This is a genomic window from Phycicoccus avicenniae (assembly GCF_050496545.1).
In the GTDB taxonomy this organism is placed as follows: Bacteria; Actinomycetota; Actinomycetes; order Actinomycetales; family Dermatophilaceae; genus Phycicoccus; species Phycicoccus avicenniae_A.
This window is the reverse complement of the sequence record NZ_JBNVZV010000018.1, coordinates 1-25,678: the sequence shown is the minus strand read 5'-3', so window position 1 is coordinate 25,678 and position 25,678 is coordinate 1. Positions and strand designations below refer to the sequence as shown.

The 25,678-nt window shown below is 74.3% G+C and carries 21 protein-coding genes; 7 read left to right on the top strand and 14 right to left on the bottom strand.

Annotated elements, in window-relative coordinates; translation table 11 throughout:
* Positions 1–24: 24 nt before the first annotated feature.
* From ACQZ2A_RS14760 to ACQZ2A_RS14745, 4 genes are all read right to left on the bottom strand, one after another.
* Positions 25–1,878, bottom strand: coding sequence for an FG-GAP repeat domain-containing protein (locus ACQZ2A_RS14760; RefSeq protein ID WP_430212510.1), 1,854 nt, complete (start codon positions 1,876–1,878; stop codon positions 25–27).
* Between the two features lie 131 nt (positions 1,879–2,009).
* Positions 2,010–4,790, bottom strand: a complete 2,781-nt coding sequence (gene topA, locus ACQZ2A_RS14755) for a type I DNA topoisomerase (protein WP_430212508.1) — start codon at positions 4,788–4,790, stop codon at positions 2,010–2,012.
* Between the two features lie 474 nt (positions 4,791–5,264).
* Positions 5,265–6,071, bottom strand: a complete 807-nt coding sequence (locus ACQZ2A_RS14750) for an ABC transporter permease (RefSeq protein WP_430212505.1) — start codon at positions 6,069–6,071, stop codon at positions 5,265–5,267.
* Positions 6,068–6,961 carry an ABC transporter ATP-binding protein gene (locus tag ACQZ2A_RS14745; protein WP_430212502.1) on the bottom strand — a complete coding sequence of 298 codons (894 nt, stop codon included), beginning with the start codon at positions 6,959–6,961 and terminating at the stop codon, positions 6,068–6,070. The genes ACQZ2A_RS14750 and ACQZ2A_RS14745 overlap by 4 nt, the downstream gene beginning before the upstream one ends.
* Positions 6,962–7,102: 141 nt before the next feature.
* On the opposite strand from ACQZ2A_RS14745, the gene ACQZ2A_RS14740 reads away from it, so the two are divergent.
* Genes ACQZ2A_RS14740 through ACQZ2A_RS14725 form a run of 4 tightly spaced genes read left to right on the top strand, consistent with a single transcriptional unit; the run spans position 7,103 to position 10,631 of the window.
* Positions 7,103–8,284, top strand: coding sequence for a sensor histidine kinase (locus ACQZ2A_RS14740; protein ID WP_430212499.1), 1,182 nt, complete (start codon positions 7,103–7,105; stop codon positions 8,282–8,284).
* Complete coding sequence (locus ACQZ2A_RS14735) at positions 8,281–8,967, top strand: response regulator transcription factor (RefSeq protein ID WP_430212496.1); 687 nt, start codon at positions 8,281–8,283, stop codon at positions 8,965–8,967. The genes ACQZ2A_RS14740 and ACQZ2A_RS14735 overlap by 4 nt, the downstream gene beginning before the upstream one ends.
* 56 nt (positions 8,968–9,023) lie before the next feature.
* On the top strand, positions 9,024–9,833 hold the full coding sequence (locus tag ACQZ2A_RS14730; RefSeq protein ID WP_430212494.1) for a dioxygenase family protein: 810 nt from the start codon (positions 9,024–9,026) through the stop codon (positions 9,831–9,833).
* A 21-nt stretch (positions 9,834–9,854) separates the two neighbouring features.
* Positions 9,855–10,631: a maleylpyruvate isomerase family mycothiol-dependent enzyme gene (locus tag ACQZ2A_RS14725; protein WP_430212491.1), complete on the top strand. Its 777-nt coding sequence runs from the start codon at positions 9,855–9,857 to the stop codon at positions 10,629–10,631.
* Here ACQZ2A_RS14725 and ACQZ2A_RS14720 read toward each other — a convergent pair.
* The 6 genes from ACQZ2A_RS14720 to ACQZ2A_RS14695 form a co-directional block, all read right to left on the bottom strand.
* On the bottom strand, positions 10,628–11,344 hold the full coding sequence (locus ACQZ2A_RS14720; RefSeq protein ID WP_430212489.1) for a dienelactone hydrolase family protein: 717 nt from the start codon (positions 11,342–11,344) through the stop codon (positions 10,628–10,630). The genes ACQZ2A_RS14725 and ACQZ2A_RS14720 overlap by 4 nt on opposite strands.
* Before the next feature lie 2 nt (positions 11,345–11,346).
* Positions 11,347–11,637, bottom strand: a complete 291-nt coding sequence (locus ACQZ2A_RS14715) for a hypothetical protein (protein ID WP_430212487.1) — start codon at positions 11,635–11,637, stop codon at positions 11,347–11,349.
* 13 nt (positions 11,638–11,650) lie between these two features.
* A complete protein-coding gene (locus tag ACQZ2A_RS14710) occupies positions 11,651–13,390 on the bottom strand; it encodes a sodium:solute symporter family protein (protein ID WP_430212670.1) in 1,740 nt (579 codons plus the stop codon).
* 175 nt (positions 13,391–13,565) lie between these two features.
* On the bottom strand, positions 13,566–15,605 hold the full coding sequence (locus ACQZ2A_RS14705) for an ABC transporter ATP-binding protein (RefSeq protein ID WP_430212484.1): 2,040 nt from the start codon (positions 15,603–15,605) through the stop codon (positions 13,566–13,568).
* Positions 15,602–17,335, bottom strand: a complete 1,734-nt coding sequence (locus ACQZ2A_RS14700) for an ABC transporter ATP-binding protein (RefSeq protein ID WP_430212481.1) — start codon at positions 17,333–17,335, stop codon at positions 15,602–15,604. Before ACQZ2A_RS14700 ends, ACQZ2A_RS14705 begins: the two co-directional genes overlap by 4 nt.
* Positions 17,335–17,925, bottom strand: coding sequence for a TetR/AcrR family transcriptional regulator (locus ACQZ2A_RS14695; protein WP_430212479.1), 591 nt, complete (start codon positions 17,923–17,925; stop codon positions 17,335–17,337). The genes ACQZ2A_RS14700 and ACQZ2A_RS14695 overlap by 1 nt, the downstream gene beginning before the upstream one ends.
* Positions 17,926–18,214: 289 nt before the next feature.
* Here ACQZ2A_RS14695 and ACQZ2A_RS14690 point away from each other — a divergent pair, with 289 nt between their 5' ends.
* From ACQZ2A_RS14690 to ACQZ2A_RS14680, 3 genes are read left to right on the top strand one after another with little or no spacing between them, the layout of a single operon-like run.
* Entirely contained in the window at positions 18,215–18,634 is a 420-nt protein-coding gene (locus ACQZ2A_RS14690; RefSeq protein ID WP_430212476.1) for a hypothetical protein, read from the top strand.
* A complete protein-coding gene (locus ACQZ2A_RS14685; protein ID WP_430212474.1) occupies positions 18,621–20,069 on the top strand; it encodes a sensor histidine kinase in 1,449 nt (482 codons plus the stop codon). The genes ACQZ2A_RS14690 and ACQZ2A_RS14685 overlap by 14 nt, the downstream gene beginning before the upstream one ends.
* The gene (locus ACQZ2A_RS14680; RefSeq protein ID WP_430212471.1) at positions 20,066–20,728 is read left to right on the top strand and encodes a response regulator transcription factor; all 663 of its coding nucleotides are present in this window, start codon (positions 20,066–20,068) and stop codon (positions 20,726–20,728) included. The genes ACQZ2A_RS14685 and ACQZ2A_RS14680 overlap by 4 nt, the downstream gene beginning before the upstream one ends.
* Here ACQZ2A_RS14680 and ACQZ2A_RS14675 read toward each other — a convergent pair.
* The 4 genes from ACQZ2A_RS14675 to ACQZ2A_RS14660 form a co-directional block, all read right to left on the bottom strand.
* On the bottom strand, positions 20,710–21,933 hold the full coding sequence (locus tag ACQZ2A_RS14675) for a phosphotransferase (protein ID WP_430212469.1): 1,224 nt from the start codon (positions 21,931–21,933) through the stop codon (positions 20,710–20,712). The genes ACQZ2A_RS14680 and ACQZ2A_RS14675 overlap by 19 nt on opposite strands.
* Before the next feature lie 3 nt (positions 21,934–21,936).
* A complete protein-coding gene (locus ACQZ2A_RS14670) occupies positions 21,937–22,395 on the bottom strand; it encodes a hypothetical protein (RefSeq protein WP_430212466.1) in 459 nt (152 codons plus the stop codon).
* Between the two features lie 371 nt (positions 22,396–22,766).
* Entirely contained in the window at positions 22,767–24,269 is a 1,503-nt protein-coding gene (locus tag ACQZ2A_RS14665; protein WP_430212464.1) for a DUF7059 domain-containing protein, read from the bottom strand.
* Positions 24,270–24,300: 31 nt separating this feature from the next.
* Positions 24,301–25,678: LuxR C-terminal-related transcriptional regulator (locus ACQZ2A_RS14660; protein WP_430212462.1), on the bottom strand; the 1,378-nt coding region annotated here is incomplete at its 5' end.

Here is a 25,678-nt window from a genome sequence, read left to right as displayed (position 1 = left end):
ACTCGCAGGCCGTGGGTCAGAGGGTCAGAGGTACATGTTCCAGCCCCAGCCCATGAACACGCCGGCCCGCACCCCACCCGTGCCCGTGCCGCGGTAGAGGCGGAGGTCACCGTCCGGACCGATGCCGCCCAGGTCGGCCTTGCCGTCGCGGTCGAAGTCCCGCATCGGCAGCAGCGCACCCATCGACTGCCACCCCGACCCGATCTGCCGGCGGGTCGTCACGCCGCCCTTGCCGTTGCCCGGGTACAGCCACAGCCGCCCGGAGGCGTCGACCGCTGCGATGTCGTTCTTCCGGTCCCCGTTCAGGTCCCCGGCCGAGATGACGGAGATCATCGACTGCCACCCGGTGCCGATGCGCGTCGGCGCCAGGAGCCGGTCGGTCGAGGTCTTCGGGTAGAGCAGCAGCTCGCCCTTGGCGTTCATCGCGACGACGTCCGGGTAGGCGTCGCCGTTCAGGGAGAACCCGCCGTCGACCCAGCGCATGGTGCTCCAGCCGCGCGACCCGAGCACCGTGCCGCTGCCGTCCTCACGCAGGGACGCCAGCTCGTCGGTCCGGCACAGCAGCTCACCGGAGCCCAGGACGTAGGTGTCCACGGCGGCGATCGAGTCGCAGAAGGGGCTCCGGTCGGTGGGGATGTAGGCCGTCTTCGGGCGGACCGCGCCGGCGCCGGTGCCGGGGTAGGCCCACACGGCACGGTCCTGCTCCAGCCCGGGCTGGCGCGTCGCGAAGATGTCGGCGCGGCCGTCGCCGGTCACGTCGCCGGTGCCGGTGACGTTGCGGGAGAGGACGGGTCGACCGGACACGGTGGCCACCGGGCTGTCACCCCACGTGCTGTTGAGCGTGACCGAGAGGCTCTGGGTCACGCCGTTCGGGAGACCCGCGACGTCGAGGGCCAACGACGCGGAGGCTCCGAGGGGCTGCTCGACGACGACGCCGGACGGACTGGCGACGATGCGCACCCGCGTGAGGTTCGCCGGTGAGACGGTGTCCGGGAGGACGAGGGTGAGCCGGCCCGCACGCTCGACCACACGGGGGGTGAAGGCGTTCGGCGCGACCCCCAGGCCCAGGTTCGCGAAGGGGAGCGAGTGCGTCAGGGGCATGAGCGCGTAGGGCACCTGCACCTGCCCGTTCGCGAGGTAGGTGGCCTTGTTGTCCTTGGAGTCCACGACCTCGACGGAGGTCATCCGCCACTCGCCGGCGTGCGGGACCGTGATCGAGAAGGTTCCCGACCCCGGCGACGCCGGCAGCAGCGGGGTGCTCACCGTGTCCCCCGTCATCGGGTTGGTCAGGGTGGCCCGGATGGTGGCCGGCAGGCTCCCCACGTCGGTGACCGACCACGACCACGTGCTCGCCTCGCCCGCGCGGCCCGCTGCCGTCACCTTCTGCAACGAGGTGAGCGTCGGGGGCGTGCGGTCCAGCGCACCGCTGACGACGAAGGAGGCGCCCGAGAGGTCGACACCGTGCGTCGTCGTGGTGGACGCCGGCCGGCTCACGTACCGGCCGTCGAGGCGGTAGATCGAGTAGTTCCCGGCAGCATCGGTGAGCCGGACCTCGTAGGGCCGCCAGGTGCCGTTGGCGTCGCCCTGCGAGAAGTACCGGGCGACGGTCAGCGGGGAGGACGTGTCGGCGACGTACACGTACCGGTGCGAGCCGTCCTCGAGGAACGTCACCTCGGACCGGACGATGCCGACGTCGTCGGTGGCGTCGAGGGTGAGGGTGGCGGTGCCGGGAGCGGTCAGCGTGGGCGCCGAGAAGGACACCGACGCCAGCACGGGCGGCGTCGTGTCCACCTCCGCCGCCGACGCGGCCGCGGGCAGCAGCCCGAGCACCCCCACGACGGCAGCGACCGTCCCCACGACCATCCGACGAGCACCCACGAGCCTGATCCCCTCACGCGCGCCGGCCGGACCGGCGCCTCCACGTCCACCGACCGTGGACGCGAGGAAAGGTAACACCCGGCGCCGACGCAACCCAGCCCCGTTGCGAGGTCTCGCAGGAAGCCGGTGGCTCAGGCCTTCTTGGCGGCCTTCTTCGTCGTCTTCTTGGCCGCCGTCTTCTTGGTGGTCGACTTCTTCGCCGTCTTCTTCGCGGTCTTGCGGGCGGTCTTCTTCACCGGGCCGCGGGCGCGCTTGTCGGCGAGCAGCTCGTAGCCGCGCTCGGGCGTGATCTTCTCGGGGTCGTCGTCCTTGCGCAGCGTCGCGTTGGTCTCGCCGTCGGTGACGTACGGCCCGAACCGGCCGTCCTTGACGACCACCGGCTTGCCGGACACCGGGTCGTTCCCCAGCTCGGCGAGCGGCGGCTTGGCGGCGGCCCGGCCACGCTGCTTGGGCTGGGCGTAGATGGCCAGCGCCTCCTCGAGCGTGATGTCGAAGAGCTGCTGCTCGCTGGTCAGCGACCGCGAGTCGGTGCCCTTCTTGAGGTACGGCCCGTACCGCCCGTTCTGCGCGGTGATCTCGACCTCGGTGCCGTCCTCCGCGGCCGTCGTGCCGACGACGCGGGGCAAAGAGAGCAGCCGCAGCGCGGTCTCGAGGTCGATGGTCCCGAGGTCCATGTCCTTGAACAGCGATGCGGTGCGGGGCTTGGCCTTCGCGGCCTTCTTGCCCTTGCCCGTCGGCGCCGACTCGTCCTCGGGCAGCACCTCGGTGACGTACGGCCCGTACCGCCCGGACTTGGCGACGATGTCGTGCCCCGTCGTCGGGTCCTTCCCGACCACCCGGCCGTCGTCGGCGGCGCGGTCGAGCAGCTCGCGGGCGATGGCCGGCGTCATCTCGTCGGGGGCGACGTCGTCGGTGATGGTGGCGCGGCGCGGCTGGGTGTCGCCGCGCTCGGCGGCCGCGGCATCCGTGACCTCGCCGGTCCGCGGGTCGATGCCCGCCGGCACGACCTCCTCGACGTACGGCCCGTAGCGGCCGACGCGCACGACGATGCCGTCGCCGATCTCGATGGTGGAGACGGCCCGGGCGTCGATGTCGCCGAGGTCCTCGACGAGCGAGCGCAGGCCCTCGGCCGAGCTCGCCTCGTCGCCGAAGTAGAAGCGGCGCAACCATGCCGCGCGCTGCTGGTCCCCGCGCGCGATGGCGTCGAGATCCTCCTCCATCGAGGCGGTGAAGTCGTAGTCGACGAGCCGGCCGAAGTGCTCCTCCATCAGCCGCGTCACGGCGAACGCCAGCCACGACGGCACGAGCGCCGACCCGCGCGACGACACGTACCCGCGGTCCTGGATGGTGCCGATCGTCGACGCGTAGGTGGAGGGCCGGCCGATGCCGCGCTCCTCCATCGCCTTGACCAGCGTGGCCTCGGTGTACCGCGCGGGCGGCGAGGTCTCGTGGCCGTTCGCCTCGGCGCGCTTGACGTCGAGCGAGCGGCCGGCGCCGAGCTTGGGCAGGCGGCGCTCGTCGTCGTCGCGGGTGCGGGTGTCGTCGCGGCCCTCCTCGTACGCGGCGAGGAAGCCGCGGAAGGTGATGACGGTGCCGCTGGCCGACAGCTCGACCTCGCGGGCCGGCGCGCCGTCGGGCAGCGTGGCCGCGAGTCGGACGGAGGCGGTCGAGCCGCGGGCGTCGGCCATCTGCGAGGCGACGGTGCGCATCCAGATCAGCTCGTAGAGACGGAACTCCTCGCCACGCAGCTCGCCGGACACCTGGGCCGGGGTGCGGAAGCGGTCGCCGGCGGGGCGGATGGCCTCGTGCGCCTCCTGGGCGTTCTTGACCTTCTTCTCGTAGCGGCGCGGAGCATCCGGGACGGAGTCGCCCCCGTACATCTCGCGGGCCTGCTGCCGGGCGGCGGTGAGCGCGGTGTCGGACAGCGCGGTGCTGTCGGTCCGCATGTAGGTGATGTAGCCGTTCTCGTACAGGCGCTGGGCGACCCGCATCGCGTTGCGGGAGTTCAGCCGCAGCTTGCGCGAGGCCTCCTGCTGGAGCGTGCTCGTGGTGAACGGCGCGCTCGGGCGGCGCGTGTACGGCTTCTCGGAGACCTCGGCGACCGTGACGGCCGCGCGGCGCAGGGCCTCGGCGATGCCGGTGGCGCGCTCCTCGTCGAGCTGGACCGCCCGCTCCCCCTTGAGGGTGCCGTCGTCGGCGAAGTCGCGCCCGGTGGCGACCTTCTTGCCGTCGACCCCGGTGAGGCGCGCGGTGAACAGGTCCTCCTGCGCGCCGGGCGTGACGTCGGCGTCGACGTCCCAGTAGGAGGCACGCACGAACGCCATCCGCTCACGCTCGCGCTCGACGACCAGGCGCGTGGCGACGGACTGCACCCGCCCGGCCGAGAGCCCGGCCTTGACCTTGCGCCACAGGACCGGGCTGACCTCGTAGCCGTAGAGGCGGTCGAGGATGCGGCGGGTCTCCTGGGCGTCGACGAGCGCGACGTTGATGTCGCGGGTCTGGGTGGCCGCCCGCTGGATGGCCTCGCGGGTGATCTCGTGGAAGACCATCCGCTTGACGGGGACCTTGGGCTGCAGGGTCTCGTACAGGTGCCACGCGATGGCCTCGCCCTCGCGGTCCTCATCCGTGGCGAGGTAGAGCTCGTCGGCGTTCTTCAGGAGGGCCTTGAGCTCGCGGACCTTCTTCTTCTTGTCCACGTCGACGACGTAGTAGGGATCGAAGTCGTCGTCGATGTTGACGCCGAACTTGCCGAAGGGGCCCTTCTTGATCTCCGCCGGCATCTCGCTCGGGGTCGGGATGTCGCGGATGTGCCCGACCGACGCCTCGACGTCCCAGTCGGTGCCGAGGTAGCCCGCGATGGTCCGTGCCTTCGCGGGGGACTCGACGATGACGAGCTTGCGCCCTGATGCCATGCCAGACCTGCCTGTTCCGTCGGCCACGTGCAGCGGATTCGTCGCTGCCTCGGACGTGGTGACGGCTCCGACGGTAGCGCCCCGCCCCACCGAACGCGCAAACCGGTCCGGGTTCCCGGTGCGTCACGGCGGGGCGGAGGATGACGCGCCGCTCCCGTGACGTCCGGATGCTCCGAACCCTGGGCCATCGCTCGCCACGCGGCGCACACGGTCCTGTGCTGGCGTCGTCGCGCGGTGGCCCGGTACCGGGAGCAGTCGGACGTCATGGGCACCACCCCGCTACCGGGCCCCCGGCGCCAGGACCCCGACCCGACGACCGAGAAGCGACGACAACTGACACATTCGTCGGTTGTCGTCGCTCGCCGGTGCACCCCGGGGGCGACGACAACCGACACGTTCGTCGGTTCTCGTCGGTCGCGGAACGCCCGGCGGACCGGCCCCCGCACGCTGCGAGGGCCGGTCCGGGGACGTCGGTCAGGCGATCTCCTTGGTCAGCACCCGCCAGGTGCCGATGCCCAGCGGCAGCCCGATCCACAGCAGGGCGGCGGTGCCGAAGTGCGCCCAGTCCGCGCCCGCCATCTCCCCCGAGAGCAGGGGGTCGGTGACGCGGGAGAGGTCCACCCACGCCGTGAACCGGTAGAGGCCCTCGTTCAGGCCGCCGACGATGCTGAAGGCGATCGGCAGGGCGAAGGACGCGGCGATGGCGAGCGGTGTGTTGAGGAACACCAGCCCGAAGGCGACGCCCTGCACGAGGTAGACGACCATCGCGAGCACGAGGCCGAGGGCCACGGCCGCCGGCATCCCGAAGTCGCTCGGCTGGTCGCGCAGGCCCGAGCCCACGAGGTGGGCGAGCGCGACGGCCACCGCGGAGGCGGCGACCACGACGAGCCCGAGAACGACCGCGGCGGTCGTCTTCGCGAGCACCACCCGGCCGCGGTGCGGCTCGAGGGCGAAGGTCACGAGGCCGGTCCGCTGCGACCACTCCGCCGTCGCCGTCATGATCCCGAGGATCGGGAGCAGCACGGCGAGGGGGAGGGTGCTCAGCGACAGCAGGCTCGCGAAGGAGGTGTCGTTCGCCGACCCCCAGATGAGGAAGGCCACGACGACGAGCACCGCGAGCGCGCCGGTCACGACGAGCAGCCAGAACCCGGCGCGGGTGTCGACGGCCTTGCGCAGCTCGACCCGGAGCAGCCGGGCGAAGGGGACCCCGGCACGGCCGGTGTCGGTGGGGGCGGCGCGCTCGGTGCGCGCCGGGGCGGGGGTCTGCGTCGCGGTGCTCACGCCGCCACCTCCCGCGCGTCGTCGGCGGTGAGCCGGAGGAACAGCTCCTCGAGCCCCTGGGACCCGTGCGGCCGCAGGTCGGTGACGACCACACCGGCGGCGAGGGCCGCGCGGCCCACGACGGCCGGGTCGGCGTCGACGACGACGCCCTCCGGGGTCAGCGTCGCGGTGTGCCCCGCGGCCTCGAGGGCGACGGCCAGGGCGCCGTCGTCCTCGGAGCGGGCCCGGCTGCCGGAGCCGGCCACGAGCTCGGCGACCGAGCCCTGCGCCACGACCCGCCCGCGCCCGATGACGACGATGTCGTCCGCGACGGCCTGCACCTCGTGGAGGAGGTGCGAGGAGAGCAGGACGGCGCCGCCGCGGTCGGCGAAGCCCCGGAGCAGGGTGCGCATCCAGTGGATGCCCTGCGGGTCCAGGCCGTTGGCCGGCTCGTCGAGGACGAGCACCTCGGGCTCGCCGAGGAAGGCGCCGGCCAGGCCGAGCCGCTGGCGCATCCCGAGCGAGTAGGTGCGGACGCGTCGGCCCGCCTCGTCGTCGGTCAGGCCGACGAGCCGGAGCACGTCGTCCACGCGGGTGCGGGGCACGCCGACGGTGAGGGCGGCGAGGGTCAGCGCCTCGCGGCCGGTGCGCCCGGGGTGCTGCGCCGAGGCGTCGAGCATGACGCCGATCCGGCTGCCGGGGTTGACGAGGTCGCGGTAGTCCTTGCCGAACACCGTGGCCCGCCCGCTCGTCGGCGGGGTGAGGCCGGTCAGCATCCGCATGACGGTGGACTTGCCCGCGCCGTTGGGCCCGAGGAAGCCGGTGACCGACCCGGCGGGGACGGTGAAGGTGACGCCGTCGACGGCGACGACGCGGCCGTAGCGTTTCGTGAGGTTCTCGATCTGGATCATGGGGACGAGCCTGCCGAGCGGGGAGCCGTACCCACATCGGTCGCGGGTCTCGGGCGGGAGCGACCTCCGGCTACCGTGCGGCCTGTCGGGGTAGACCAAAGGCGGACGCGGCGCCTGCGGGGCGGCTCATACAGTGGCGGGATGCCTGCGCCCCCGCCCGCTCCCCGCCTCACCTGGTGGGGCCACACCTGGCGTGTCGTCCTCGCGCTGCTCGCGAGCCTCTCGGTGTGGGCGCTCACCCTCGAGTCGCTCGAGGAGGCCGGGTTCGCGGACCACCCGCTGACGATCTGGGTGCTCGTCGGCGACCCCCTCCTCTGCCTGCTCGTGCTCGCGGTCGTCGTCGTGGCCCGGCGCCGCTTCCCGCTGGCCGTGGCGCTGGGCACCGCCCTCCTCACGGCCGTCTCCCCGATGGCCTTCGGCCCGGCCACCCTGGCCCTCTGCTCCCTCGCCACCCGGCGCCGTCCGCGCGAGCTGCTGCTCGCCGGCGGCACCACCGTCGTGGCGGCCCTCGTCTTCGAGGCCGTCTACCCCGAGCCCAGCCCGCTGCCGCTGTGGGCCGCCGCCCTCCTCGTCACCCTCTTCGTCGCCGTCGTCCTCGCCGTGGGGTTCTCGGTCGGGGCCGACCGCGAGCGCCTCGTCTCGCTCGAGGACCGCGCCGAGACCGCCGAGCGCGAGCAGCAGGCCCGGGTGGCCGCGGCCCGCGCCGCCGAGCGCACCCGCATCGCCCGCGAGATGCACGACGTCCTCGCGCACCGCATCTCGCTCGTCGCGATGCACGCCGGCGCCCTCACCTTCCGCGACGACCTGCCGCGCGAGCAGCAGGCGGAGGTGGCGCTCACCATCGAGGAGAACGCCCACCTGGCGCTGCGCGACCTGCGCGACGTCCTCGGGGTCCTGCGCGCCGACTCCGCCGACCCGTCGCTGGCGCCCGAGCGGCCCCAGCCCGGACTCACCGACCTGCCGGCCCTGGTCGAGGAGGCCCGGGCCACCGGCACCCGCGTCGTGCTCGAGGAAGGGGTCGGCACCGACGTCCCGGCGACGGTCGGCCGCACCGTCTATCGCATCACCCAGGAGGCGCTGACCAACGCCCGCAAGCACGCGCCGTCCTGCCCCGTCGAGGTCCTCGTCGGCGGTGGCCCCGGGGAGGGCGTCCGGGTCGAGGTGTCCAACCCGCTCCCCGTGCGCCCCGGGAGCGGCCTGCCGGGGGCCGGCCTCGGGCTGCTCGGGCTCCACGAGCGGGTCGACCTGCTCGGGGGCACCCTGACGCACGGCGTCGAGGGCGGGCGCTTCGTCGTGCGCGCCTCGCTACCGTGGGCGGCATGAGCACCGCCCCCGTCCGGGTCGCCCTCGTCGACGACGACCCGCTCGTGCGCGCCGGCCTGACGATGATCCTCGGCGGCGACGCCGGGCTCGAGGTGGTCGGGGAGGCCTCCGACGGCAGCGACGCGGTCGCGCTGGTGCGCTCGAGCCGCCCGGACGTGGTGCTGATGGACATCCGGATGCCGCGCCGCGACGGCATCGCCGCCACCGCCGACGTCCTGGCCCTGCCGGACGCCCCGCGCGTGCTGGTCCTCACGACCTTCGACGCCGACGAGATGGTCCTGCGCGCGCTGCGGGTCGGCGCGCACGGCTTCCTCCTGAAGGACACCCCACCGGCGCGGCTCGTCGAGGCCGTGCACACCGTCGCGGCGGGGGGCCCGATCCTCTCGCCGAGCGCGACCTCGGCGCTCATCGCCGCCGTCGCCGGACGCGAGGACGAGGAGGCGGCTCCGGCGAGGCGCCGCCGCGACGAGGCCCGGCGAGCGCTGGAGGGGCTGACCGAGCGCGAGCTCGAGGTGGCCGTCGCCCTGGGCCGCGGCCGGAGCAACCAGGAGATCGGCGCCTCCCTCTACCTGAGCGTCGCGACGGTCAAGGCGCACGTGGGCCGCATCCTCACCAAGCTCGGGCTGGAGAACCGCACGCAGGTCGCCCTGCTCGTCCACGACGCCGGGCACGCCCGCGACTGAGGAACACCGGTGCACACCATGTGGTTGAATGTTCAACGACATCGCGAGGAGCAGCCATGACCGCCGACACCGCACCGACCCCCACCCGGGCCCCGGTCCTCTACCTCAGCCACGGCGCGCCCCCGCTGGCCGACGACACCACCTGGACCGCCGAGCTCGCGGGCTGGGCGGGCGACATCCCGCGCCCCGACGCCGTGCTCATGGTCTCGGCGCACTGGGAGCAGGCGCCGGTCTCGGTGTCGGCCACCTCCGGCGACGTCCCCCTCACCTACGACTTCTGGGGCTTCCCGCAGCGCTACTACGACGTCACGTACGACGCGCCGGGCGCCCCCGCGCTGGCGCAGTCGGTGGCGCGGCTGCTCGGCGAGGCCGGCGAGACCCTCCACCAGGACCCGGCCCGCGGCCTCGACCACGGTGCGTACGTCCCGCTGAAGGAGATGTACCCCGACGCCGACGTGCCGGTCCTCCAGCTCTCGATGCCGACCCTCGACCCGCACCGCCTCTTCGAGCTCGGGCGCCGGCTCGCGCCGCTGCGCGACGAGAACGTGCTCGTCGTCGGGTCGGGGTTCACGACGCACAACCTCGGCTGGTTCGACCCGTCCGCGGGGCCGGACGGTGCTCCGCCGACGCCCTCGGCGGAGTTCGACCACTGGGCCGCCGAGACGGTCGCCGCCGGTGACGTCGACGCCGTCCTCGACTTCCTCGCCAAGGCGCCGGCCGCCCGCGAGGCGCACCCGCGTACCGAGCACTGGGCACCGCTCTACGTCGCGCTCGGCGCCGCCTCGGTCGACGGCGACGTGGCCGGCCGCAGCGTCATCGACGGCTTCTGGTTCGGGCTGAGCAAGCGCTCCTGGCAGTTCGCCTGAGCCGACGGCAGACTGGCGCGCATGAGCGACCTGCGCCCGGGCGTCGAGCACCACCTCACGGGGATCGCGGTTGCCGTCGAGCGGATGGTCGGCTGGGCCGGTGAGGCCGGCCCGGACGCACCGGTGCCGACCTGCCCAGGCTGGACGGTGACCGACCTCGTCGTGCACCAGGGCGCCGTGCACCGGTGGGCGACGGCGATGCTCACCGGCGGCGACCCCCGCGCGGTCGACATCGACACCTTCGAGGCCGGCGGGCGCGAGGCCCCGGACCTGCTGGCCTGGCTGCGCGAGGGCGCCGATGCCCTCATGGCCACGCTGCGCGCCGCACCCGACGACCTCGAGGCGTTCACCTTCCTGCGCGAGGCGCCGCCGCCCCGGCTGTTCTGGGCCCGGCGCCAGCACCACGAGACGACGATCCACGCGCTCGATGCCCTGGCCGCCCGCGACGACCGCACCCTGACCGCCGCCGACGCCTGGTTCGACGCCGCCACCGCCCTCGACGGCGTCGACGAGCTGCTCGTCGGCTTCTGGCCGCGCCGCGGGAAGGGCCCTCGCGCGGAGGCCGGCCCGTACCCGGCGGTCGTCGCCGCCGACAGCGGGGAGCGCTGGCTGCTCGAGGTCGGCACCGACGCCGTGGCCACCCGCCGGCTCGCACCGGGCGCGCCGTCACCCGACGGCGCCGTGGCGCTGACCGGCACCGCCGTGGACCTCTACCTGGCCCTCTGGAACCGCGGCGGCACGCCCGACGACCCCGCCGGCCTGCTGCCCCGCTGGAGCGGGCCGGGGCGCATCGTCTAGGACGCCGCCGGTCCCGCGAGGTGCTCGCCGAGGAAGGTGTCGATGCGGCGCCAGGCGTCGGCGGCCGACTCCGGCTCGGGCCCGGCGTGCAGGACGAAGCGCGCGACCGGCGTCAGCCACCACGGCCCGGCCTCCTCGGGGTTGAGGAAGGAGTGGCCGGCCCGCGGGTACTCGCGCACGTCGTGCGGCACGTCCCGGGCGGCGAGGGCCACCTCGAGCTTCTCGGCGGCGCCCGAGAGGCTGCGGTCGCGCCCGCCGTAGCTGGCGACGACCGGGCAGGCACCGTCGAGGGCGTCCGGGGAGGAGGGCAGCATCCCGTAGTTCACGGCCGCCGCGTCCCAGCCGGGGCGCGGCGCGAGGGCCAGCGCGAACGCCCCGCCCATGCAGAACCCGATGACCCCGACCCGGCCGCTGCACCGCTCGTGGGCGAGCAGCTGCCCCCGGGCCGCATCGACGTCGTCGAAGGCCGGGCCGTGGCCGCGTCGCAGGGCGGTGAACGTCTGCCGCAGGCAGGTCGAGCGGCGCCCGCGCGAGAAGAGGTCGGGGGCCAGGGTGAGGAACCCGGCGCCGGCCATCCGGTCGGCGAGGGCACGCATGTTCGCGTCGAGCCCGAACGCCTCGTGGACGAGCACGAGCCCCGGCCACGGGCCCTCGCCGTCCGGGACCGCGAGGTACGCGTCGAGGTCGCCCACGCGGGCGGCCCGGGACGGCATCGTCAGTGCCCGCCGCGCGGGCGCTTCTTCGGGGCCGGGCGGGTGGGGTCGTCGGTCACGTGCTCGACGTCCTCAGGCACGACGATCGGCCGGACCCGCGCCCACGCCATGAACCCGAGCCCGACCACGAGCAGGGCGATGCCCGCCCACAGGTTGGCGTTGACGCCGCCGGTCTTCTCGGTCTCGGCGTCGGCGAAGAGGCCCATCGCGAGGAGGATGACGCCGTAGATCGCGAGCAGCGACCCGATGACGTTGCGGATGTCGAAGGCGCCGGCCTTGTGCGTGTCTGCCATGACTGCTCCTTCGTCAGAAGAGGATGTTGAGGACGACGACCATGCCGAGCGCGACACCCGCGAGAGGCACCGTGCGGCGGTACCAGGGGTAGGTCGCCTCCTTGGGGTCGGTGCGCTGCTCGACCGGGGTCTCCGAGTACACCAGCCCCACCAGCTCGGAGGCGGGCTTGGGCTGGGTCACCATCGTCACCGCCACCGACACCGCGATGTCGACGACGAACGCCGTGGCCGCCGCGACGAACGCCGCACCCTGCCCACCGAGCGGGATCACGCCGAGCGAGGCCGAGCCGAAGGCGTCCTCGCTGAGGAAGGCCACGAGCACCGCCGAGACCGTGCCGGACACCAGACCCGTCCATCCCGCCGTGGCCGTCATCCGCTTCCAGAACATGCCGAGGATGAAGGTCGCGAAGAGCGGGGCGTTGAAGAAGCCGAACAGCGTCTGGAGGTAGTCCATGACGTTGCCGAAGCCGCTCGCGACGAACGCGGTGAAGATCGCGATGACCGTGGCGCCGACGGTGGCCAGCCGGCCGATCCGCAGGTAGTAGTCGTCGCTGCGGTCCTTGCGGATGTAGCGCTCCCACAGGTCGTAGCTGAAGACCGTGTTGAACGCGGAGATGTTGGCCGCCATGCCCGCCATGAACGCGGCGAGCAGACCGGTGATCGCCAGGCCGAGGAGGCCGTTGGGCAGGAGGTCGCGCATCAGGAAGAGCAGCGAGTCGTTGTACTTCACGCCCTCCCCCGAGGCCCCGCCCGGTGGGCTCCCGCCGTTCTTCAGGTCGACGATCTCGGGCACGAGGACCGCGGCGATCATGCCCGGGAAGATCGTGAGGAAGGGGATGAACATCTTCGGGAAGGCGCCGATGATCGGCGTCTTGCGCGCCGCCGAGATCGACTCGGAGGCCATGGCCCGCTGGACCTCGACGAAGTTGGTCGTCCAGTAGCCGAAGGAGAGGACGAAGCCCAGGCCGAAGACGATGCCGACCACCGACCAGAACGGGTTGTCGAAGCCGGAGAGCGCCTGACCGGGCCAGGACTCGAGCTGCTGGTCGGCCGGCGGGACGCCCGCCGCGGCCGGGGCCGACGCCGCCATCTCGGTGATCTTGTCCTTGAGCCCGCCGTAGCCGCCGACGCGGTGGAGCCCGATGAGGACGAGCGGCAGGAGGCTCGCGACGATGACGAAGAACTGGAGGACCTCGTTGTAGATCGCCGCCGACAGCCCGCCGAGGGTGATGTACGAGAGGACGATGATCGCCGCGACGATCAGCGAGACCCACAGCGGCCAGCCGAGCAGCGCGCGCACGATGCTGCCGAGGAGGTAGAGGTTGACGCCGGCGATGAGCAGCTGCGCGACCGCGAAGGAGAGGGCGTTGACCAGGTGCGCGCCGGTGCCGAAGCGCCGGAACATGAACTCGGGGACCGAGCGCACCTTCGAGCCGTAGTAGAAGGGCATCATCACGACGCCGAGGAAGAGCATCGCCGGGATGGCGCCGACCCAGAAGTAGTGGACGGTCGGGATGCCGAACTGGGCACCGTTCGCGCTCATGCCCATGATCTCGACGGCGCCGAGGTTGGCCGAGATGAAGGCCAGGCCGGTGACCCACGCCGGCAGCGAGCGACCGGAGAGGAAGAAGTCGACCGAGTCCGAGACCGAGCGCCGGGCGATGACGCCGATGCCGAGGACGAAGCCGAAGTAGACGACGAGGATCAGGTAGTCGACGGGACTCGCGTCGATGAGGGTGTCCGCGCTGGGCAGCGCCGCCGGCAGCCCTCCGACCAGTGCCTGCGCTCCTGCTGCGACCACGCCCACCACCCGCTCCACGTCGAGGACGGTGCCGCACCGGCACCGCCCGTCACGCTAGCCCCTCCCGCCCACGCGGTCGGGCCCGCGCACCGGCGCGATTTCGCCGGTGCCGCGGGTCGGCCGGGGCTCAGCCGCGGGGGCCGGCCAGGGCGGGCGGGCCGCCGGGTGCCGGAGCCTCCTCGGCGATGTCGCCGACCGCCCCCTCGAACTGCGCGGCGTGCAGCCGGGCGAACGCGCCGCCGGCGGCGAGCAGCTCTGCGTGCGAACCGCGTTCGACGATGCGGCCGTCCTCCATGACGAGGATGAGGTCGGCGTCGCGGATCGTCGAGAGGCGGTGCGCGATGACGAAGCTCGTGCGGTCGCTGCGCAGCGCGGCCATCGCGTGCTGGACGAGCAGCTCGGTGCGGGTGTCGACCGAGCTCGTGGCCTCGTCGAGGATCAGCAGGGACGGGTTCGCGAGGAAGGCCCGCGCGATGGTGACCAGCTGGCGCTCACCGGCGCTGATGTTGTCGGCCTCGGCGTTGAGCTCGGTGTCGTAGCCGTCCGGCAGCGAGTGCACGAAGCGGTCCACGTAGGTGGCGCGGGCCGCCTCGAGGATCTCCTCCTCCGTCGCACCCGGCCGCCCGTAGGCGATGTTGTCGCGGATGGTCCCCGCGAACAGCCAGGTGTCCTGCAGGACCATGCCGGTGCGCGAGCGGAGGTCGTGGCGCGTCAGCTCACGGATGTCCTTGCCGTCGAGGGTGATCCGGCCGCCGTCGAGCTCGTAGAAGCGCATCACGAGGTTGACGAGCGTCGTCTTGCCGGCGCCGGTGGGGCCGACGATGGCCACCGTCTGGCCGGGCTCGACGACGAGGTCGAGGTGCTCGATGAGCGGCTGCTCGGGCGTGTAGGAGAACGAGACGTCCTCGAAGGCGACGCGACCGCGGGGGTCGTCGATGCGGGCCGGCGTGCCGGAGTCGGGCTCCTGCTCCGGGGCGTCGAGGACCTCGAACACCCGCTCGGCGGAGGCGACCCCGCTCTGCATGAGGTTGGCCATCGAGGCGACCTGCGTCAGGGGCTGGGTGAACTGGCGCGAGTACTGGATGAAGGCCTGGACGTCACCGAGGCTCATCGCACCGCTCGCGACCCGGAAGCCGCCGACCACGGCGATGGCGACGTAGTTGAGGTTCCCGATGAACATCAGCGTCGGCATGATGACGCCGCTGATGAACTGCGCGCGGAAGCTCGCGTGGTGCAGGGCGTCGTTGCGCTCGGCGAACTCGCGGTCGGCCTCGTCACGGCGGCCGAAGACCTTGACCAGCTCGTGACCGGTGAAGGTCTCCTCGACGACCGAGTTGACCTCTCCCGTGCTCTTCCACTGCTGGACGAAGTGCCCCTGCGAGCGCTTGCCGATCGCCGCCGTCACGACCATCGTCACGGGGATGGTCACGAGCGCGATGACCGCGAGCAGCGGCGAGATGTAGAGCATCATCGCGATCATCGCCACGACGGTGAGCAGCGAGGTGACGAGCTGGCTGAGCGTCTGCTGGAGGCTCTGCGCGACGTTGTCGATGTCGTTGGTGACGCGGCTGAGCAGCTCGCCGCGCGGCTGGGCGTCGAAGTACGGCAGCGGGAGCCGGTTCAGCTTGTCCTCGACGTCGCGGCGCAGGCGGAACACGGTGCGGTTCACCGCGGTCGTGAGCAGCCTCCCCTGCACGAGCTGGAGCCCTGCCGCGACGACGTAGATGCCGAGCACGACGAGCAGGACCTGCCCGACGGCGCCGAAGTCGATGCCCTGCCCGGGGACCACGTGGTCCATCGCGGCGAGGACATCGGCGACGGTGTCCTGCCCGCGGGCCCGCAGCCCCGCGACGAACTGCTCCTGGGTGACGTCGGCCGGGATCTGGCGGCTGAAGACGCCGGCGAAGATCAGGTCGGTCGCCCGGCCGAGGATCTTGGGGCCGATCGCGTTGAGCACGACGCTGACGAGCGCGAGGACGAGCGAGCCCGCGACGACGGCGCGCTCGGGGCGCAGCAGCCCGAGGACCCGCTTGGCGGACGGGACGAAGTCCTGCGACTTCTCGGTGGGCATGCCGATCTGGGCGTGCGGGGGGCCGCCGCGGCGGGCCCCGGCCGGGCCGCGACGCGCCTCGGCGGCCTTCTCCTCGGCCGACTTCAGCTCGCTCATGCGACCTCCTCCATCGCCTGCTGGCTCTCGACGATCTCGACGTACGTGGGGCAGGAGCCGAGCAGCTCCTCGTGGGTGCCGACGCCGACGACGGCGCCGTCCTCGAGGACGACCACCTGGTCGGCGTGGACGATGCTCGAGACGCGCTGCGCGACGAGCACGACGGTGGCCTCGCGGGTGACCGGTCGCAGGGCCGCACGCAGCCGGGCGTCGGTGGCGACGTCGAGCGCGGAGAACGCGTCGTCGAAGAGGTACACGGCCGGGCGGCGCACGAGGGCGCGGGCGATGGCGAGGCGCTGGCGCTGGCCGCCGCTGACGTTGGTGCCGCCCTGGGCGATCGGGGCGTCCAGGCCCCCGGGCATCGCGCGGACGAAGTCCTCGGCCTGGGCGATGCGCAGCGCCTCCCAGAGCTCGTCGTCGGTCGCGTCGGCGTCGCCGTGGCGCAGGTTGCTCGCGACCGTGCCGGTGAAGAGGTACGGCCGTTGCGGCACGAGGCCGATGTGCGACCACAGGTCCTCGAGCGCGACGTCGCGGGTGTCGAGGCCTCCGAGGAGCACCGCTCCTCCGGTGACGTCGTGGAGGCGCGGCACGAGGCCGACGAGGGTCGTCTTGCCGGCACCGGTGGAGCCGACGACGGCGGTCGTCGTGCCGGGGCGGGCCGTGAAGGATACCTCCCGGAGCACCGGGGAGTCGGCGCCGGGGTAGGTGAAGGTCGCGGCGCGCAGCTCGAGCGCGAGCGGGCCCGCGGGCAGCGGCACCGGGTCGGCCGCCGGGACGACGGAGGACTCGGTGTCGAGGACCTCGACGATGCGCCCGGCCGAGACCGAGGCGCGGGGGATCATCATCGACATGAAGGTCGCCATCATCACCGACATGAGGATCTGGATCAGGTAGCTCATGAAGGCGGTGAGGGCCCCGACCTGCATCGCGCCGGAGTCGACCCGCTGGGCGCCGAACCAGATGACCGCGACGGTCGAGGCGTTGAAGACGACCATGACGATGGGGAAGGCCAGCGCCATCAGCCGACCGACGGCCAGCGCGGTGTTCGTGTACGTGTGGTTGGCCTCGCCGAAGCGCTCGCGCTCGACGTCCTCGCGGACGAAGGCGCGCACCACCCGGATGCCCGTGATCTGTTCCCGCAGGATGCGGTTCACGGTGTCGACGGCCTTCTGCATCGCGCGGAAGTGGGGGATCATCCGGCTGATGACGAGGCCGACCGACGCGCCGAGCAGCGGGACCGCGACGGCCACGAGCCACGACAGCCCGATGTCCTCGCGCAGCGCCATGACGATGCCGCCGACCATCATGATCGGGGCCGACACCATGATCGCCAGACCCATGTAGACGACCTGCTGGACCTGCGTGACGTCGTTGGTCGTGCGGCTGATCAGGGTCGGGGCGCCGAACGAGGACACCTCGCGCGCCGAGAACGAGCCGACCCGCGAGAAGACGGCCGCGCGGACGTCGCGCCCGAGGGAGGCCGCGGTCAGGGCGGCGATCCGCGTGGCGACGATGGTGGCGAGGATCTGGACGAACGAGACGCCGAGCATCCACATCCCGGCGGTGACGATGAAGCCGGTGTCCCCCACCGCGACCCCCTCGTCGATGATGCGGCCGTTGAGGCTCGGCAGGTACAGCGAGGCGAGCGTGCCGGCCAGCTGGAGCGCGAGGAGCAGGGTCAGCGGGACCGCGTAGGGCCGCAGGTGGGTTCGGACGAGACGGAGCAGCATCAGCGGGTCTCCCGGTCGGGGTGGTGGCGGGTGCCGTCGAGGACGACGTCGACGATCTCGGCGGGGTCGAGCCGGCCCGTGGACATCAGCGGGTGGACGCTCGAGAGGGTCAGCAGCTGGAGGAGGCCGATGACCTCGCGGACCGGCTTGCGCAGGGTTGCGGCGTCCGGGCCGACCAGGTCGGTGAACGCGGCGTCGACGGCGGGGTCCGAGGATCCGCGCCGCTTCGGGTCCACCGGGGGTCGGGCCCCCGCGTGGTGGAGGACCGAGATGAGTCCCACGATGCGCTCGACGTGGGCCTGCATGACGGCCACGCCGGCGGTGAGCCGTGCGTCGAGGGGGAGCTCGGGGTCGATACCGCGCAGGGCGGCGACGGCCGGCGTGCTGTCGAACACCGCTGTGGCGCAGGCCTGGACGAGGTCGTCCTTGGTACCGAACGCCCGGAACACCGTGCCCTCGGCGATCCCGGCCGCCTCGGCCACCTGCTTGGTGGTCAGGGCGCTCCCGTGCTCGCGCAGCAGGGGGATCGTCACGTCGACGATGGCCGAGCGGCGGTCCTCGGGGCTCATCGCGGGGGCACGGGGGGTCACGAGGGACGATCTTAAGTGAGTGAGCACTCACTCACAAGCGGTTCCGGACACGCGGCGGCCCCGCCCCCCGAGGCAGGGTGTGGGGAGCGGGGCCGTCCGGCCGCAGGGCGGACGGGGTTGGTTCCCCGACAGGGAGTTCCGATCCGCGGCGGGGATCATCCTCACGGCACGTCGATGCCCCGCGGGGCATTGCGCGGCGGCGCGCCGATGTGACGCCGGTCACATCCCTCCCCCGACGACGCGGTGGCCGTCTCATCCCCCTCTCATGACCGGCTGCGAGGATGTCGCGGTGTCCCGTCGAGCCCTCGTCGTCGCGCTCCTTGCGCTGGGCGTCGCGCTGGGCCTCGGGGGCGCCGCGCTCGCCACCACGCTGGCCGCGCCGTCCGACGTCCCGCTCGGCGACCCGGTCGTCGTCGACCCCACCGCCGCACCGTCGCCGACCCCGAGCGCGGACCCGACGCCCGGCTCCGGTGCCAGCCTTTCCGCGTCCCCCACGGCCCGTCCCGGGGCCACGGCGCGTCCCACCACGACCGGCCCGGTGACGCCGGCACCGGTCGACCCGCCCGCCCCCCGGTCGACCGATGACGACGACGATGACGACGAGCCGGACGAGCCGGACGACGACGGCGACGGCGACAACGACGATGGTGGGGACGGCGGCAGCCACCGCGGCCCGGGCGGCGGCGAGGACGAGCGTGACGACGGCTGACCGGGCGGCGCCGACGGTGCGCACCAAGGTGGTCGCCGTCCTCGTGCTGCTCGTCCTGCTCGCCCTCGGGGTGGGCGGGGTGCTCACCTGGGTGATCCAGCGCCGGCAGGCCGACGAGCGCATCGAGGCCAACCTCTCCCGCTCGGTGGCCCAGCTGCGCCAGTCCGCGTCGAGCACGACCGAGGGCGGCGCACCCGAGAGCCTGCGCCGGGCTCTCCAGCAGACCGTGCCCCTGCCCGACGAGGGGATGATGGCGCTCGTCGACGGCCGGCCCACGTGGTACGCGCCGCGCACGGTCCGCCTCCGGCTCGAGGACGACGCCCAGCTCGTCGACGCCGTCGCGGCCGTGGCCACCGACCGTGCCCGGCTGACCACGGTCACGACCACCCGCACCACCTACCGCGTCGCCACCGTCCCCGTGCGGGTGAGCGGCGACCCGCGCCTCGGCCTCTACGTGCTCGCCGCGGACCGGGACGCCGAGCTCGACGCGCTGGCCGCCACCTGGCGCACCTACGCCCTCGTCGCCCTCGGCGCTCTCGCCGTGGTGGCGGTCGTCGGGTCGCTGGTCCTGCGCCGCCTCCTGCGTCCCCTCGACGACCTGCGCTCCACGGCGCAGCGCATCACCGAGACCGACCTCTCCGAGCGGATCCCGGTGCGCGGCACCGACGACGTCGCCGAGCTCACCCGGACCGTCAACGCCATGCTCGACCGGCTCGAGGCCTCCATCGACGGTCAGCGCCGGCTCCTCGACGACGTCGGGCACGAGCTGCGCACCCCGCTGACGGTGATCGGCGGCCACCTGGAGCTCGTGGACGTCACCGACCCGCACGACGTCGCGGCCACGCGCGACCTCACCCTCGACGAGGTCCAGCGGATGCGGGTCCTCGTCGACGACCTGCTCGTGCTGGCCGGCACCGAGCGCCCCGACTTCGTCCGCCGCGTCCCGACCCGGATCGGCGTCCTCACCGACGACGTGCTCGACAAGGCGCGGATGCTCGGCGCCCGCACCTGGGTGGTCGGCTCGCGGGCCGACGTCGAGTGCGACGTCGACCCCGTCCGGCTGACCCAGGCGTGGCTCCAGCTGGCCGCCAACGCCGTCAGCTACTCGGCACCCGGCTCGCGGGTGACCATCGGCTCCTCGCTCGAGGGGAACCGGTTGCGGCTCAGCGTGTCCGACGAGGGGCTGGGTATCGACCCCGAGGACGTGGACCGGGTCTTCGAGCGCTTCACCCGAGGACGCGCGGCCCTCGATGCCGGGGTCCCCGGCTCCGGTCTCGGCCTGGCGATCGTCGCCGCCATCGTCTCCGGGCACGGCGGGGAGGTGCGCCTGTCGTCGGTCCGCGGACGGGGGACCACCGTCGTCCTCGACCTCCCGGTGACGACCGACGGCCAGGCCACCCGGCCTCTCGAGCTCCACCCCGAGGAGGTCCCGTGAGCCGCATCCTGGTCGTCGAGGACGAGGAGCGCATCGCCGCCTTCGTCGCGAAGGGCCTGCGCGCCGCCGGCATGCAGCCGACGACGGTGCGGACCGGGGCCGACGCCCTGGAGATCGTCCGGTCCGGCGAGGTGGACCTCGTCGTCCTCGACCTCGGCCTCCCCGACACCGACGGCTTCGCGGTCCTGCGCCGGATGCGCGAGACGGGTTCCGCGACACCGGTCATCATCCTGACGGCCCGGACGTCGGTCGAGGACACCGTTGCCGGGCTCGAGGGCGGCGCCGACGACTACATGCCCAAGCCGTTCCGCTTCGAGGAGCTGCTGGCCCGCATCCGGCGCCGGCTGAGCACGCCGTCCGGGCCCGGCGAGACGACGACGCTCGAGCATGGTTCGGTGTCGCTCGACCTGCGGACCCGCCGGGCCGGCGTCGGCGGGCGCGAGGTCGAGCTGTCGGCGCGCGAGTTCGCCCTCGCCGAGGCGTTCCTGCGCCACCCGGGGCAGGTGCTCTCGCGCGAGCAGCTGCTGTCACGGGTGTGGGGCTACGACTTCGACCCGGGCTCCAACGTCGTCGACGTGTACGTGCGCTACCTGCGCAACAAGCTCGGCACCGAGGTGATCGCGACGGTCCGCGGGATGGGTTACCGGCTCGACGGCTGAGCCGCGCCGCACCGGGCCAGCGCGGCCTCGGCCAGGGCGAGGAGGCCGCCGGCGTCGGGGCCGGCCCCCGGCGCGGCCCCGGCCCGTTCACGGTCGTGCGCGCCGACCGCCAGCGAGAGCAGGACGCCGGCCGCGCGCACCTCGAGGGCGGCGGGATCGGCGAGCCGGCGGGCGTCGCGCCTCCACCGCCGTGCGACGCCGGCACCGGCCGGCCCGAGGGCCTCGGCGTGGGCGAGGAGGCAGGCGAGGTCGTCGACCCGGTGTCCCGGGCCGACCGTGTCGACGTCGAGCAGCCCGCGCAGACGCCATCCGGCGTGGTGGGGGTCGGCGGTGAGCTGGCCCTCGTGGAGGTCGCCGTGGGTGGGCACGAGCGGGCCGAGGTCGGTGTCGGCCGAGCCGCGGCGCACCGCCTCGGCGACGCCGGCGGCCCGCGCGGCGAGGGGGGTGCCGGCGAGCGCGCCCGCGTACTGACGCGCGCGGTCCGACCAGGCCGGGCGGGCGGGGAGGTCGAGGACGGCAGCGGGGAGCCGGTCGAGGAGGCCGACGAGGTGCTCGACCTCGACACCGCGGGCGTCGTCGGCCACGACGGCGTCGAGGAGCGGGCGTCCCGGGAGGTGCTCGAGCACGAGCAGGCCGAGGGCCTCGTCCTCGGTGGCGACCTCGGGCACGGGCAGCCCGGCGGCGTGGAGCATCTCCAGGCGGCCACGCACGTCCGCCCAGCCGCCGCGGGCGTCGGCCCCGGTGCGCAGGACCTTGACCCATCGTGGTCCGTCCTCGCCGTCGAGGCGCACGACGGCCCGGCGCAGGGGGCGGTACCCCACCAGGGCCAGACCGGCGAGCGGTCCGCGCGGCAGCAGGGTGGCCGCGCGGACCGGGTCGCAGGCCGGAGCGAGCCCGGGCAGGGCCGGGTCGCCCGGGAACCGCCAGGCGAGGACGCGCCCCGCCTCGGACCCCAGCGTCACGAGGCCGGGGGCCGCCGGGTCGACGCCGCGGGCCGCGGACGTCGAGAGGAGGAGGTAGTCCTCACCGGTGGAGCCGTCCGGGTGCTCGACCCGGACGCGGTACCCCGCGGTGGTCCCGTCGCCCGGACGGGCGTCCACCGCGTGGAGGGCGTGCCCCAGCACGCGGGCGCCGGTCGTCGCCGCGGCGAGCGCGAGCAGCTCGCCCGCGCCCTCCCCGACGACGTCCGGCACCGCGTGCGGCACGGGTCAGTCCGCGCTGGGCGCCGTGGCGGGGGTCGCGGGCGTGGCCGGCGTCGCCGGGGTGGCGGGCGTCGCCGAGGTCGCGGCCGACGCCGGGGTGGGCGGGGTGGCCGGGGTCGCCGCGCTGACCGGCGAGGCCGGCGTCACGGGGGTCGCGGCGCTGACGGGCGAGGCCGGGGTCGCGGGCGTGGCGGCGGTCGGCGCGGTGGCGGGCGTCGCCGGGGTGACGGCGGTGTCGGCCGTCGCGCTGTCGGTCGGGGCCGGGACGGTCGGCACGTCGGAGGGCGAGGGGTCCGGGCTCGGGGTCGCGGACGGGCTCGCGCTCGCGTCGTCGCTGGAGCGGGCGACGCTCGGGGTCGCGGCGTCGTCGGCGGTGGCGGCGCCGGCGGCGACGGCGGACCCGACGATCGCCGCGGCACCGAGGGCACCGCTCACGACCCAGGCCGTGCGGGGGATGCTGCGCATGAGAAACCTCCTGGTGGTGGGCGACGCGGTGCCGCCTCGGGAGGTGCCAGCCTCACGGGTCTCGATGAGACGCGCGGGAGAGCATCATGAGACCGCTCTCATCCGCACCGGCACCGCAGCCGACACCCCGCGGGAGGGGGTGCGCCCTCCCGGGAACCGGACGACACGACCGGGATACCGGACACCGCGACCACGAAACCGGACGCCAGGACCGCGATACCGGTCGCGACGACCAGGAAACCGGTCGCGATGACCGCGATACCGGACACCGCGACCACGAAACCGGTCGCGACGACCAGGAAACCGGTCGCGGCGACGGGGATCCGGGCCGACCCACCATCATTCGCGGGTCCGGTCGGCGGCGCCGGCGCTCAGCGGACGAGGAGCCCGTCGCGGACCGCGTCCCGGAGGAAGGTCACCGCCTCGGCGCGCACGTCGGCGTCTTCGAGGTCGAGCAGGCCAGCGATCGCGGCCACCGCCGCCCGCGCCACCAGCTCTCCGTCGCAGACGGACACCAGGGCCGCGGTCACCGTCGTGAGGGTCAGCCGGCACCGCAGCCCGCCACCCTGCCGCAGAGCGATGATGCGCGGATCGGGCTCTCCCGGAACGCTGTGCCGCTCCTCGGTGACGTCCTCGGCGCAGCGCCAGGCGGTGTCGAGGACGGCGTCGTCGTCGTGCTCGGCCAGCCAGGTGCGCGCCCGCAGACCACGCAGGACGGCGGGGCCCATCGGCTGCTCGACCGGGCCGGGCACGTCGACGAGGTCGCGGAACGGTTCGCGGTCCCCGACCGGTCGCTGCACCGTCACGACCCCGAAGCCGATCGCCTCGACGTCGCGCGCCGCGAAGTCGTCGAGCCACTCGGTGTACATCGCGTTGAAGTCGGCGGTGCCGGGGTGGTGGCCGCCGTCGCGCGCCCAGGTCTCGGCGTACTCCGCGGGATCCTGCACCTCGCGCTGGACGACCCACGCGTCGAGCCCCGTGCCGTCGAGCCACTCCCCCACGCGCTCGGTCCACGAGCGGCCGCGCGGGACCTCCCAGTTGCCGAGGAGCTGGGCGATGCCGCCGGGCTCGAGGTGCGCGCCGACGCTGCGGACGAGGTCGGCGACGACCGCGTCCCCGGATGCGCCACCGTCCCGGTACTCGAAGAGCGGCACGCCACCCGAGCGCGGGGTGATGACGAACGGCGGGTTGGAGACGACGAGGTCGAAGCGCTCGCCGGCCACGGGGTCGAGCATCGAGCCGGAGCGGACCTCCCACTCGAGCCCGTTGAGCGCGGCGTTGAAGCGGGCGTAGGCCAGGGCCCGCTCGGAGAGATCGGTGACGACGACGCGCTCGGCGTGCGCCCCGAGGTGGAGCGCCTGCACCCCGCACCCGGTGCCGAGGTCCAGGGCCCTCCCGACCGGCGGCCGGGGGCTCCACGACGCGAGGGTGGCCGAGGCGCCGCCGACACCCAGGACGTGGTCGGGGCTCAGCGGCCGGCCGGTGGCCAGCTCACCGAGGTCGGAGGCCACCCACCAGTCGGCGCCGTCGGCGGCGTACGGCCGCAGGTCGCAGAGCGCGACGAGGGCGTCGCCCTCGGGGGCCACGAGCCCGAGCTCGGCGGCACCGGACACCCCGAGCGTCGGCAGGGCGGCCTCGACCTCGGGGGCGTCGACGGGGTCGCCGAGGGTGAAGAGCCGCACGAGCGCCGCCCGCGGGTCCGAGGAGGCGTCGGTGGCGCGCTGGGCCGGCAACGCCTGGTCACGCTCGAGCGCGGCGGCCGCCATCGGGCCCAGCAGCGCTGTCACGCCCGCGACGGTGAAGTCGGACGCGACGAGGTCGGCACGCAGGCGGGCGACGAGGGCGTCGTCGACGCGGGGCGGGTGAACGGTCATCGGGACGAGCCTAGGGCGTGGTGGGCCCCGCTCACCCCCCGCTCCCGTCGTGGACCAGCGCAGCCAGCTCGCTTCGCGAGGCGATGCCCAGCCGGGCGTAGACGTTCCGCAGGTGGTACTCGACCGTCTTGGGGCTGAGGAAGAGCCGCAGCGCCGTCTCACGGGTCGTCAGGCCGTCGGTGACGAGCCCGACGATCTGGCGCTCACGGGGCGTCAGCGCGCCGAGCACGTTCGCGGCGCGCCGGACGGTGGGCTCCCCGGTCGCCTCGAGCTCGGCGGCGGCGCGGTCGGCCCACGGTGCGGCCCCGAGCCGCTCGAACGTCGCCAGGGCCTGGCGCAGCGGGACGCGGGCGTCGACCCGGCGCCGGAGGCGGCGCAGCCGTTGGCCGTGCAGGAGGGCGGTGCGGGCGGCCTCGAAGCCGTCGGTCGTGCGGGCGTGCAGCGCGGCGGCCTCGCCGAACCGGTCGTCGACCGTCTCCGGCGCGGCGAGCAGCCCCTCGGCGCGGGCGGCCCGGGCCAGGGCCCACGGGCGGGCCTTGGCGCGGGCCCGGGCGGAGTAGCGCCCGACCACGTCGGCCGCCTCGTCACCCCGCCCGAGGAGCACCAGGCACTCGGCGAGCTCGGGCCCGGGGTGGACGTCGACGTCCGCGAGCCCGGTCTGCTCGAGGCGATGGGCCAGTGCGGCATACCGGGTCCGGGCCTGCTCGACGTCCCCCACCGCCAGGGCGGCGTCGCCACGCGCGAAGTCGGCCCACACCTCGACCATCCGGTTCTCGCGCGGGCGGGCGAGGGCCACGGCGGCCTCGGCGTGCGCGCCACTCTCCGCCGCCTCGCCGGCGCGGGCCTCGACCCACGCGAGCCCCACCAGGGCCGCCGCCTCGTCGGTGGCGTGGCCGAGCTCGTGGGCGAGCTCGATGGCCTCCGCGTAGGCCGACCGCGCGTCGGACCAGCGGTCGGCAGTCGCGGCGTCGCGCCCGAGGTGGAACAGCAGCCGCGGCAGCGACCCCAGCGCCCACGCGCTGCGCCGGGCCTCGATGGCGCGGGCGAGCTCCTCCGGGGCGTCGTCGCCGCGCAGCCACATGAGGGTCACGAGGGCCCACGCCGCGTCGTCGTCCGCGCCGGGGTCCTCGGGCGCGGACGGCGCGCTCCGTGGGTCGAGCCCGCCCAGGTCGTCGAGGGCGGCGGCGAGCGCGTGCTCCCCGGAGCGCCCGGCGAGCACCTCGGCCATCCCCTCGACCATGAGGCACCGGCCGCGGACCGCGCCCGTCGCCCCGCCGGCGAGCAGAGCGGCGGCCCGCGTCCCGGCCTCGGCGGCCAGCGCGGGGTCGGCACGGTAGAACGCCACGTTCACCAGCTCGCAGGCGACCCGGCTCACGAGCTCGCTCGCCCCGGGCGGCGCCGCGGCGACG